Origin of the sequence: Lactococcus hircilactis, assembly GCF_009601015.1 — a bacterium.
GTDB classification, from domain to species: domain Bacteria; phylum Bacillota; class Bacilli; order Lactobacillales; family Streptococcaceae; genus Lactococcus; species Lactococcus hircilactis.
This window is the reverse complement of record NZ_WITJ01000001.1, coordinates 91,762-104,265: the sequence shown is the minus strand read 5'-3', so window position 1 is coordinate 104,265 and position 12,504 is coordinate 91,762. Positions and strand designations below refer to the sequence as shown.

At 36.3% G+C, this 12,504-nt stretch carries 10 protein-coding genes and 1 other annotated feature; all 10 genes read left to right on the top strand.

The window, feature by feature from the left end:
* The first annotated feature begins 63 nt into the window (after positions 1 to 63).
* The 10 genes from GHI93_RS00490 to GHI93_RS00445 all read left to right on the top strand — a co-directional run bounded on the left by GHI93_RS00490 (position 64) and on the right by GHI93_RS00445 (position 12,496).
* Positions 64 to 1,245, top strand: coding sequence for an AI-2E family transporter (locus GHI93_RS00490; protein ID WP_153494603.1), 1,182 nt, complete (start codon positions 64 to 66; stop codon positions 1,243 to 1,245).
* Between the two features lie 78 nt (positions 1,246 to 1,323).
* A complete protein-coding gene (locus GHI93_RS00485) occupies positions 1,324 to 2,511 on the top strand; it encodes a tetratricopeptide repeat protein (protein WP_246176988.1) in 1,188 nt (395 codons plus the stop codon).
* Positions 2,512 to 2,647: 136 nt separating this feature from the next.
* Positions 2,648 to 2,771: a sequence feature (ribosomal protein L10 leader region), on the top strand.
* A 29-nt stretch (positions 2,772 to 2,800) separates the two neighbouring features.
* Positions 2,801 to 3,310, top strand: coding sequence for a 50S ribosomal protein L10 (gene rplJ, locus GHI93_RS00480; RefSeq protein WP_153494599.1), 510 nt, complete (start codon positions 2,801 to 2,803; stop codon positions 3,308 to 3,310).
* Between the two features lie 102 nt (positions 3,311 to 3,412).
* Positions 3,413 to 3,778 (top strand): 50S ribosomal protein L7/L12, encoded by a 366-nt coding sequence (gene rplL / locus GHI93_RS00475; protein ID WP_153494598.1) that lies wholly within the window; start codon positions 3,413 to 3,415, stop codon positions 3,776 to 3,778.
* Between the two features lie 177 nt (positions 3,779 to 3,955).
* The gene (locus GHI93_RS00470) at positions 3,956 to 5,470 is read left to right on the top strand and encodes a urocanate hydratase (RefSeq protein WP_246176987.1); all 1,515 of its coding nucleotides are present in this window, start codon (positions 3,956 to 3,958) and stop codon (positions 5,468 to 5,470) included.
* Between the two features lie 308 nt (positions 5,471 to 5,778).
* A complete protein-coding gene (locus GHI93_RS00465) occupies positions 5,779 to 7,062 on the top strand; it encodes an O-acetylhomoserine aminocarboxypropyltransferase/cysteine synthase family protein (protein WP_153494596.1) in 1,284 nt (427 codons plus the stop codon).
* Between the two features lie 162 nt (positions 7,063 to 7,224).
* On the top strand, positions 7,225 to 8,331 hold the full coding sequence (locus tag GHI93_RS00460) for a thiohydantoin desulfurase (RefSeq protein WP_153494594.1): 1,107 nt from the start codon (positions 7,225 to 7,227) through the stop codon (positions 8,329 to 8,331).
* A gap of 15 nt (positions 8,332 to 8,346) precedes the next feature.
* Positions 8,347 to 9,216: a MetQ/NlpA family ABC transporter substrate-binding protein gene (locus GHI93_RS00455; RefSeq protein WP_153494593.1), complete on the top strand. Its 870-nt coding sequence runs from the start codon at positions 8,347 to 8,349 to the stop codon at positions 9,214 to 9,216.
* A 45-nt stretch (positions 9,217 to 9,261) separates the two neighbouring features.
* Entirely contained in the window at positions 9,262 to 10,782 is a 1,521-nt protein-coding gene (locus tag GHI93_RS00450; protein WP_170272352.1) for an HAL/PAL/TAL family ammonia-lyase, read from the top strand.
* Positions 10,783 to 10,951: 169 nt separating this feature from the next.
* A complete protein-coding gene (locus GHI93_RS00445) occupies positions 10,952 to 12,496 on the top strand; it encodes an ABC transporter permease/substrate-binding protein (protein ID WP_153494589.1) in 1,545 nt (514 codons plus the stop codon).
* Positions 12,497 to 12,504 lie beyond the last annotated feature (8 nt).

Sequence of the window (12,504 nt, the reverse complement as noted above, 5' to 3'; positions counted from 1 at the left end):
GGGTTTATGTTATAATTAAGGCATAAAGCTTGTTTTTTTAAAGTTTTTAATAAGGGGATATCAATGAAACACGAAACCAAAACTTTTTCGACGACCATTTTTTCAAAATGGATTATAAATAATAAGTTAGTTACTGCTTTATCTATCATTTTGTTATTGTTGCTTAATGTGTTTATTTTAAGTAAAGTGAGTTTTATTTTCAAACCAGTCAATGATTTTTTAGCGATTATCGGACTTCCAGTCGTCCTCGCTGCAGTTTTTTATTATCTGCTCAATCCGATTGTTGATTATGCACAAAAACATAAAATTCCTAGGATCGTCTCCATAACGATTCTCTTTTTAGTCATTGCTGCTTTGATTGTTTGGGGAGTGGTTGTTGCTGTACCCAATATTTCAAGTGGGATTGAATCTTTTGCAAACAGTGTTCCGACTTACGTTAATGGTGCTCAAAAGGAAGTAAATGCGCTTTTAAAAAATCCAAATTTTGACCAATTTAAACCACAGGTGGATAAAATCGCAGATTCAATTGGAAATCAATTAATTGAATGGTCAAAAAACATCTCATCGACTGCAATTGACACTGTGACTGGCTTGATTGGGAAAACAACTGGGGTACTCATTTCTTTGATTATTTTTCCATTTGTCCTATTTTATCTTTTAAAAGATGGCAAACGTTTAAATGGCTACATTGCCCATCTTCTCCCAAAGAATTGGCAAAAAGATACGTTAGAGATTTTACATGAAATTAATAGTCAACTCTCAAATTACGTTCGTGGGCAAATCATTGTTGCTTTTTCTGTTGCGGTTATGTTTTTAATCGGCTTGCCAATTATTGGCCTTAAATATGCTGTTCCTCTTGCCATATTAGCAGGATTCTTTAATTTGATTCCTTTTTTAGGTTTTTACCTTGCCTTAATTCCTGCCTTGATTATCGGGATTGTTACGGGTGGTCCGTTGATGCTCATTAAGGTCATCATTGTCTTTACAATTGAACAAACCATTGAAGGACGCCTTGTTTCTCCTTTAGTTCTTGGAAAATCACTGGCCATCCATCCTATTACTATCTTATTTGTTCTTTTAACTTCAGCTAAGATATGGGGAGTTTGGGGCGTCCTTTTAGGAATTCCACTCTATGCTGCTGCAAAAGTTGTTGTGGTTCATATTTTTGAGTGGTACAAACAAATTTCAGAACTTTATCCCGATCACAGTCGAGCCGTCCTCTTGACTGAAGAAATTGAAGAATAAAAGCCAATTAGAAACGAGATAAACATGTCTTATTCCCAAGAAACAATTGATTTTTTGCATCAAGGTGACTTTGTGAGTATGAAAAAAGCATTAGAAAATGCCATCCAATACGATGCCGAACCTGTCTTATCCGATCTTGCTGAATATCTCCAAATGATGGGATTCGATTCAGAAAGTCATCAGATTTACAATCATATACTACTCACTCATCCTGAAGATACATCAATTTTGATTAATCTTGCAGAACTTGCTGAAGATGATGGTGAACTTGATAAAGCGCTAGATTATTTGTACCGTATTCCTGAAGACGACGAAAATTATGTCGCAGGATTAGTTAAAATTGCGGATTTATATCAATATGAGGGAGATTTTGAAACATCAATTTCAAAGCTAGAAGAAGCTAAAGCTTTATCTGATGATCCTTTAGTTACATTCGCTTTAGCAGAAAGTTATTTTAATCATGCGGAGTATCAAAAAGCAATCACAGAGTACGCTAAACTCTCTGAGCGTAAAATTCTCCATCACACCAAAATTTCAATCTACCAGCGCATCGGAGAAGCCTATGCTCAATTAGGTAATTTTGAAAACGCTGTTTCATTTCTTGAAAAGTCATTTGAATTTGATAAGTCGGATGAAACACAATATAAAATTGCGATTTTATATTTAGAGATGAACAATATTTCTCGCGCACTTTCAACTTTTAAAGCACTCCATCAGACAGGAAACGACCTGATAAATTATGAACTTGCATACGCACAAGCACTTCAGGAAAATGGACAAAATCAAGAAGCTAGAAAAATGGCAGAAAAAGGACTGAAAAAAGCACCAAATTCAGTGATGCTTCTCCACTTTTTATCGCGGCTTGATTATCAATTAAAAGATTTTTCAGGTGCAGAAACTCAATTAATGCAGGCACTCAATCTTCCTGAAATGCACGATGAAACAGTCTTTTTATTAGCTAACCTTTATTTTAACCAGGAAGATTTTGAAGCAGTCATTCGCTTGGAACCACTTTTAGAAGAGCAACATCTCCTCGCACAATGGCTTTTTGCACAATCTTATCGTGCATTAGAAGAAGATGAAAAGGCCAATAAAGCTTATCAAGACCTTCTTGAAACATCCTTGATTGAAAATCCAGAATTTTTAAGTGATTATATTGATTATCTCCGTGAAATCGGACAAATCAAAGCTGCAAAAGAATATATCAAACAATATCTTGAAATAAACCCTGATGACGAAACAATGAGAAACTTACTTCTGGATTAAGATTAATGCCAAGAGTCAGTTAAAAAAATTTTTTTAAACCAAAAAGCGATAGATCGATGATTTTTCGTTTTTTATTTTACAGAAAAACATGAATTTTAATCCTTGCAATTTTTTTTTCATCATGATATAATGTTTAAAGTTCTTATTGAACTGACCGAAGACAGTAGGGGGCTTGAGCCATAAATATCCTACCGAGGACAAACATTTAAAAAATGATTGAACTCTCTATGTCTTTTGGATGTAGATTTTTTATTTTAAATCTACAACAAAATAAAATGGAGGTAAAAAAATGAGCGATTACAAAGTAAATGAAGCAACGATTGCTGCGAAAGCAGAATTGGTTGACGTCTATGCTAAAAAATTTGCTGAAGCAGCATCGGTTGTTATTGCAGATTCACGTGGTTTGACCGTTGATGAAGATACTCAACTTCGTAAAAACTTGCGTGAAGCTGGTATTGAATTTAAAGTTGTTAAAAATTCAGTATTACGCCGTGCAGCACAAAAAGCTGGAATCGAAGGAATGGATTTTTCTGGTCCTTCAGCAGTAGCTTTTTCTAACGAAGATGTTGTAGCACCTGCTAAAATTTTGAGTGATTTTGCTAAAACAGCAGAAAACCTTGAAGTTAAAGGTGGAATCATCGAAGGTAAAGTATCTTCTCAAGCAGAAATTGCAGCTCTTGCAGCTCTTCCAAGCCGCGAAGGACTTCTTTCTATGCTTCTCTCAGTGCTTCAAGCACCTGTACGCAACGTGGCTCTTGCAGTCAAAGCTGTTGCAGACAAAGCAGAATCAGCAGCTTAATTTCCTTTTGGGGCTTTAAGTTAAACTGGTCAGCTGTGGGAAAACCCACACCACAATATCGGCGGATTGACGCATACTAAATTCTAATAGGAGAATATCAAAATGGCATTGAACATTGAAAACATCGTTGCTGAACTTGAAACAGCAACAATCCTTGAACTTTCTGAACTTGTAAAAGCAATCGAAGAAAAATTTGACGTAACAGCAGCAGCTCCTGTTGCTGTAGCAGCAGCTGGTGCTGGTGAAGCAGCAGCTAAAGATTCATTCGACGTAATTCTTACATCAGCTGGCGACAAGAAAATTGGCGTTATCAAAGTTGTACGTGAAATTACAGGTCTTGGACTTAAAGAAGCTAAAGCACTTGTTGATGGTGCTCCAGCTCCAATCAAAGAAGGCGCTGCAACTGCAGAAGCTGAAGAAATCAAAGCTAAACTTGAAGAAGCTGGCGCTTCAGTAGAACTCAAGTAATCACTGTTTTTGATTTATAAAAATCTCGCTAACTGAGTTTAGCGAGATTTTTTTTATTTATTTTTCCATTATTAATAAAAAATTATCACAAACTTCAAAAAACATGATGTCTTGTATTTTTTTTTTCATGTTAAAATCTTGAATATGGTAGAAAATTAAAAGAAATCAGGTAGAGATATGGGAATCAGTGCACAGCGAGGAAATAAACTTCGTACAAAAGGATGGAGACAAGAAGCGTTATTAAGATTATTGGAAAATAATCTTGAGAATGCTGAGGATCCAGAAAATTTGGTCGTTTATGGTTCAATTGGAAAGGTAGCACGTGATTGGCCAAGTTATCATGCAATTGTTAGATCCTTAAAAAATATTGATGAAGATGAAACATTAATCATTCAGTCAGGAAAACCAATTGGTATATTAAAAACACATAAAGATGCACCACTTGTAATAATGGCAACGAGTAATTTGGTAGGTCATTGGGCTAATAGTGAGACATTTTACCAACTTTATGATAAAAATTTGACAATGTGGGGTGGGTTGACTGCAGGAGATTGGCAATACATAGGAAGTCAGGGCGTGATTCAAGGAACTTACGAAATCTTTCAGTCTATTGCTAGAAAATATTTTAACGGTTCATTATCTGGAAAATTCATTTTAACCGCTGGACTTGGTGGAATGTCTGGCTCTCAGCCACTTGCAGGGGTAATGGCGGGTGCTGCAATACTTACGGTTGAAGTGGACGAAAAGAAAGCAGATAAAAGAATTGCCACAGGATTTTTACAAAAGAAGACGCATCTTCTGGATGAAGCACTTCGTTGGATTAAAAAAGCACAATTGGAAAATACTCCACTTTCAGTAGGATTAATTGCAAATGCAGCTAGTGTTTATTCACAACTTTTTGAGCGAGGAATTATACCCGATATCGTCAGTGATCAGACGGCAGCACATGATTTATTGTATGGATATGTACCAGAAAACATTGAATTATTAGAACTTGAACAGCTTCGAAAAAACGATCCTAATCAAGTGATACAGCGTGCAGGTAAGAGTTTAGCAAAAGAAGTGAATGCTTTACTTAACTTTCAATCGCAGGGGGCGGTAGTATTTGACAACGGAAATAATATTCGAACACAAGCGAAAGCTTTTGGAGTTGAAAAGGCATTTGATATTCCTATTTTTACTGAGGCGTTTTTACGACCACTTTTTGAGCGAGCCATAGGGCCGTTTCGCTGGGTTGCTTTGTCTGGCGATACTCATGATATTGAAATTATTGACCACTACCTCCTCGATGTTTTTTCCGAAAACGAAATTGTAAATAACTGGATCAAGTTAGCCGCGAAATATGTTCCTGTACAAGGACTTCCTGCTCGGATTGCTTGGTTAGGGCATGGAGAGAGAACAAAATTAGCTTTAGCAGTAAATCAATTTGTGGCTGACGGAGTACTTTCAGGACCTGTTGCTTTTACGAGAGACCATTTGGATGCCGGGGCAATGACGCATCCAAATATTATGACAGAAAATTTAAAAGATGGAAGTGATGCTATTTCTGATTGGCCGCTGATTAATGCAATGGTTGCAAGTAGTTCTAAATCTGATTTAGTAGCAATACATGCTGGTGGTGGTGGATATGCTGGATACATGCAATCAGCAGGATTGACTATTGTGGCAGATGGGACTGATGCAGCAGCATAACGTTTAAAATTGGCATTAGATAACGACACAAGTCTTGGAGTGCTTCGTTATGCAGATGCAGGTTATGATGCATCGCTTGATGAGGTAGAAAAAAAGGGGATTCATCGCGTGATATTAGAGAATTAAAAAAATTTTATTATGAAGATTTAATTTTTAAAAAGACAAAGAGCAATAAAAGAAATATAATTAGAATGTAGTCTTAAGGAGGCGATATGGCTGAACAAAAGTTACTGACGAATAATCAACGAATGTGTACCAGTGAGTAGATAAAACCATTAAAAATTTTTTATACTAAAGGAGCACACTTTATGACAGAATCAACATTTAATTTTGATACTTTACAAGTCCATGCAGGACAAGAAAATCCAGATATCGCAACGGGTTCCAGAGCGGTTCCAATTTATCAAACATCTTCTTTTGTGTTTAATAATAGTGATCATGCTGAGGCGCGTTTTGCACTAAAAGATCCAGGGGCTATATATTCCAGATTAGGAAATCCAACCAATGACGTTTTTGAAACAAGAATCGCTGCTTTAGAAGGGGGGACAGCTGCTTTGGGTGTCGCTTCCGGATCAGCAGCAATTACCTATGCGATTCTCAATATCGCTCATGCAGGCGATAATATTGTTTCTGCTAGCACACTTTATGGTGGGACTTATCATTTATTCTCTGGCACGTTACCCAACTACGGGATCACAACTCATTTTGTAGATCCAGATAAGGCTGAGAATTTTGAAGCTGCGATTGATGAAAATACAAAGGCGATTTACTATGAAACATTAGGAAATCCTGGAAATAATGTGATTGATTATGATGCAGTCGCTGAAATTGCAAGAAAACATGATTTACCTATCATCGTTGATGCAACGTTTACGACACCCTATACTTTTAAACCTTTTGAGCATGGGGCAAACGTTGTGGTTCACTCTGCAACAAAATTCATTGGTGGACACGGTACATCTATTGGTGGTGTTATCGTTGATGGTGGAAATTATAACTGGGGCAATGGAAAATATCCTGATTTTGTTACACCAGATGAAAGTTATAATGGGATTACTTTTGCGGATTTGGGGGGTGTCGCATTTGTGGTTCGTATTCGTGCGATTCTTTTACGCGATACTGGAGCAACATTATCTCCATTCCATTCATGGCTGTTTGCACAGGGATTAGAAACCTTGAGTCTTCGGGTACAACGTCATATTGACAACGCAAAATCAATTGCTGAATTTTTAGAGCATCATCCAAAAGTTAAAACAGTACACCATCCTCTCTTAGAAAGTAATGAGTATCATGATCTTTACACTAAATATTATCCAAAAGGTGGAGGGTCGATTTTTACATTTGAATTGAAAGATAATAATGCGAAACAGGCACGAGATTTTATAGATGAATTAAAAATCTTTAGTCTTTTAGCCAATGTCGGAGATACCAAATCACTTGTGATCCACCCCGCTTCAACTACACACCAACAACTTTCTGAAGAAGAGTTGGTTGCTGCAGGCATTGCTCCTGGGACGATTCGTTTATCAGTCGGGATTGAGGATGTGAAGGATTTGATTGCTGATCTAGCACAAGCTTTAGATAAAATCTAATCTATTATATTCATGATAGAAAGTGAAGAATTTCTTCACTTTTTTGTTACAATGAATTAACGCACATTATATAAAAGTAAATATGGCATTTATAAAGTATAAACACGAGAGTGAAATCTTCATGATAAAATCATAACTATCAAAAATAAAGAAGGGAATTTTATGGTTAGAAGACTTACGAAATCAGATGTTTTAGCGGCAGTAAAAGGGGGAGCTGTTTTCGCTTCTGGCGGAGGAGCATTTTATGAACATGGACTAGAGATGGGATATGCAGCATTAAGTATTGGTGAGGTTAATTTAATCTCGATTGAGGAACTTCCAGATGATGCGACGCTCTTGACACAAACTGCTATTGGTGCTCCAGCTGGAACAACGGATTGGCAGATGCAGGGGAAAGATTATATTAAGGCTGTTCAACTTGTGCAAGAACAAATTTCGGAAAAAGTCGTTGGGTTGTGGACACCCCAAAATGGGAAATCATCTTCAACTAATGGCTGGATAACAGCTGCTGCACTTGGTTTATATATTGTTGACGTGACAGGAGACATTCGTGCTCATCCGACGGGGGAGATGGGAGATATTGGTGTAAATTCTAAAGCGGATTACATTACAACTCAGGCAGCAGTTGGAGGTAAAAAAGAAACAGGAAAATATATCGAGATTATTGCCACAGGGACTTCAAAAACAACGTCAAAAATTTTACGCAGTGCATCCGATCAAGCTGGAGGATTTATTGCGACGGCAAGACATCCTTTACCAGTAAGCTATGTTAAAGAAAATGCTGTAATCGGTGGTTTGTCCAAAGCAATTAATCTGGGACACACGATTATTGCAGCAGAAAAAAAGGGAGTCACTCATGTCATTAACGAAATTGTAAAAGAGACAAGTGGAGAAATCGTGGTTAGGGGAACGATTGTCTCAAAACGAATGAAATATACAAATCAAGCTTTTGATATTGGTACTGTCGTAGTTGAAGATGAGAAAGGACATCGCTTTACTCTCTATGCCCAAAATGAGTTTATGGCAATTGAGAATGAAAATGGAGAAAGAATCTCTACTTATCCTGATGTCCAGACTGTATTTAGGGCTGAAGATGCTTTTGCGCTTTCTACAAATGAAATAAAAAAAGGACAAGAAGTGGTCGTATTTAAAATTGATAAATCTCATTTTCCTCTGTCAACTGGTGCAAAGGATCGAGGAGTATATTCTGATGTAGAAAAATCATTAGGAATAGAACTATATCACTCTTCTTTTCCAAAAGAAGAATAGAAAAATGGAGCATGAATGAATCCAAAACAAAGGAATTTATTGATTGTGATCATAATAATCACTGGAGTAATTGTACTTGGTGCGTTCAGCTTTATCGGTCACAATAGAAAAAACACAGCGACTGAAACTCACAAAGTAGTCAAGGTTGGGAGAATTGCAGGAACGAAGAAAGATGATGCAATTTGGGCAGCGATTTCTAAAGAAGCTCGGGAAAAGTACGGGATTCAGTTGAAATTTACTTACTTTACAGATTATACGCAACCTAATTCAGCTTTATCGAGTGGGAGCATTGATTTAGATGCTTTTCAAATCCATGCTTTTTTAGAAAATTGGAACAAAGAACATGGTTCAACTTTAGTTTCTTTGGGGGATTTGTGGATTACACCATTACGTTTGTTTTCAGAAAAAGTTAAAAAAGTTTCTGAATTACAAGATGGAGCAACGATTGCTGTGTCAAACGACACTTCAAATGAAAGTCATGTCCTTTATCTGCTTGAAGCAGCAGGATTAATTAAATTAAATGTTTCAGGTACTACGTTAGCAACACTACGCAACATTTCTAGTAATCCAAAGCACTTGATGATTAAAGAATTGGATGCAGCACAAACCGCTCATGCGCTTGGGTCTGTTGATGCGTCTGTCATTACACGAAATTTCGCTGATACAGCAAAAATTCCTCTGTCAGATGCAATTTTCTCAGAACCGTTAGCTACTTACTCTAAAGAATGGGTCAGCTTGGTCGCTACAACAAAGAAAAACGAAAACAATAAAACGTTCAAAGAAGTGGTTGAGGCGATTCATTCTAAAACAGTGGTTGATGCAATCAAAAAGAATTATCCAACGGGAGAATTGTTACCTGCTTGGAAGTTCAAAATCTCTAAATAATAAAAAGGTTATAATAGAGTTAAGAGTATAATGGAAAGGGGAGAAATGCAAAAAGAAATAACATTGACAGGTTTTGATCTCCAAATCAGTGATGTTTTGCGTCTGGCACGGGAAGAAGTAGTGGTTAATCTTGATTCACATGCGCTAGAAAAAGTTAAAAAAGCAAGGCAAATTGTATTGCAAAAAGCTCAGGGAACTGAAAAAATTTATGGTCTCAATACTGGTGTGGGACAAAATAAAGATCAGAGAATTGCGATTGATGCATTTGAAGAATTTAATCGTAACCTAATTTATTCGCATTTAGTGGCGATTGGTGATGCTGTGCCAGAAGTTCAGGCACGTGCGGTACTGTTGATTAAACTTCATTCATTTTTACGAGGAAATTCGGGTGTTTCTGAGAAGATTATTTTTTTATTAAAAGAACTCATTAATCGCCGAATTACACCGGTCATGAAAGCAACATCTTCGATTGGAGAAGCAGATTTGGGGACTTTAGCTTTTCTGGGCTTGGTTTTAATGGGCGAGGGAGAAGTTTATTATCATGGTAAAATATGTAAAACGGCACAGGTTTTTGCTAAAGAAAATCTAAAAGCGGTTGTTTTAGGGGTTAAAGATGGATTGTCTATTGTGTCATCTAATGCTTATTCTCAAGCTTTATCTATTTTTGCAATTGATGAGATGAGATGTCTTTTGGCAAATATGGAATTAATTTATTCGCTAACTTTAGAAGCAGTTGATGGAAATATTACTCCATTTTTATATTTTAGTAAAACTGCTCCGAGTGGAAGTGGATACCTGTTAGCTGCTGAAAAAATTTTGACGAATTTGTCCGATTCTTATTTATTAAAGCAACATTTTCGAAAATCAATGCAAGATCCGCTTTCATTTAGAAATTTTCCTAATGTTGTTGCAAGTCTTTATGATGCTTTAGCGTATCTTTCTAAGATTGTTTCAACGAATTTATCAGTATCTGATGAAAATCCTTATGTTGATTTAGAAAAAGAAGAGATCTTATCAACAAGTAACTACGATACAACCTCTGTTGCCCTTGCTTTAGAAATGGTTAATACTGCGTTGTCTCAACTTGCTAGAATGAGCGTTTTTAGGATTATAAAATTAGGAGATTCAAGTTTTACTGATTTACCAAGATTTCTAGCAGCAAATGAGCAAATGCTTGGTTTTCAAACGTTGCAAAAAACGGCCGTTCGTTTGGAAGTTCAAATTAATGATTTAACCAATACAACAATTAATAATTTTTATCCAATTTCTTCTGGAATTGAAGATTATGCAACAAATTTACTTTTGATTTTGTCTAAAAATACTCAAATTATTTCTTATTTTAATTATATTTTAGCAATCGAAGGTTTATCAGCTGCGCAAGCAATTGATTTAGGTCAGGTCAAACAGTTGGGTGTAGGAAGTCAACAACTTTATAGTCAGTTTAGAACGTTGGTTCCATTTCTTGAAAAGGATTCCAATCTATCAGAGCTTGTTGAAAAAATTGCCTCAGAGTTGATTGCAAATACTTTAGGGATTGCTACTTCATTTGGTGCAGCACAGTTATAAGAAAATGTTGAGGATTAAGAAATGATGCAATGATGGTTCATCTTTTCTTGATATTTTCACATTTTGAGCAGATTGAAACGCGTGAATAGCAGTAAAAAAAATGAACGCTGATATTTATACGATTTCAACGATTTATAAAATATGTCATAATTTCATTGATGGGAGATCTATGAACCAATTTATACAAACCGTGAGTCAACAAAAGGGAAAAATAGTGCAGGCAATTTTTGAGCATTTATCGATGTCTTTACTTGCGCTACTTATTGCTGTTCTTATTGCAATTCCTCTAGCCATACTCGTGGCTCATCGGAAAAGGGCTGCAGGAGCCTTACTTCAAATTACAGGAGTTTTTCAAACGATTCCTTCTTTAGCTATTTTGGGACTTTTAATCCCATTTGTGGGGATTGGTGTTATTCCGACAATCATTGCATTGATTGTGTACGCGCTTTTGCCTATTTTTCAAAATACTTATGTCGGTCTTTCTGAAATTGATCCAGCTTTACTTGAAGCGGCAGATGCTTTTGGCATGAAACGGTATCAGAGGTTGATTCGTGTAGAATTGCCTCTGGCTTTGCCAGTAATTATTTCTGGAGTTCGTACGGCGCTTGTCTTTATTATTGGGACGGCGACACTTGGTGGTTTGATTGGGGCTGGCGGTCTTGGGACCTTTATTTTGTCAGGACTGACAAATTATAATTATAATCTAGTTCTGATTGGAGCACTTGGATCAGCACTTTTAGCGATTGTATTTTCAAGTCTTTTAGGATATTTATCTAAGCGGCGTCCGCGCATTGCGATAGGAATTTTAGTGTTGCTTGCAGTGGGGATTGGTGGGGTTAATTTTGCACAATCTGGAGTGTTTGATTCATCTTCAAAAACAAAAGAAACGGTTATCATTTCTGGAAAATTAGGTACGGAACCTAATATTCTTGATAATATCTATGCGGATTTAATCAAAAGCTATCGTCCTAATATTAAAGTAAGTTTAAAGGAAAATTTGGGAAATACCACGTTCTTATTTAGTGCTTTAAAAGATGGAAAGATCGATCTTTATCCTGAGTTTACTGGAACAGTGTTAGAGTCACTGGTTAAGACGCCGAAATCTATTTCAGGTAAGGATTTGTCCGCTCAGGAGACTTATGATCATGCTAAAAACCTGTTGAATCGTCAATTTGGTATGACGTATGCTAAACCCTCAGAGTTTCAAGATACTTATGCGATTGCAGTTAAGCGTGATTTTGCTAAAAAATATCATTTAAAAACAATTGCTGATTTGTCAAAAGTTGAAGGTGTGGCTAAAGTTGCTTTTGATGCGGAATTTATGGCACGTAGTGATGGATTTCTTGGATTAAAATCAACTTATGATTTAAATTTTAGTAAAGTTTCTACGGTAGATAATTCGTTGGCATATCCTGCAATTAATTCAGGTAAGGCAGATATTATTGATGTTTATTCGACGGATTCTGGCATTAAACGGTATGGGTTGACGGTATTAGAAGATAATAAACATCTATTTCCTAAATATCAAGCAGCACCTTTGATGAAAAAAAGCTTTGCAGATAAGCATTCAGATATTGTCACGATTTTAAATAAGCTGAATGGAAAATTGACGGATGAACAAATGAGAGAGATGAACTATCAGGTAGATGTGAAGCATAAAACTGCTGAAAAAGTAGCGCTAGATTTTCTTAAATCTGAAAAGTTAATTAAATAGGAGACATA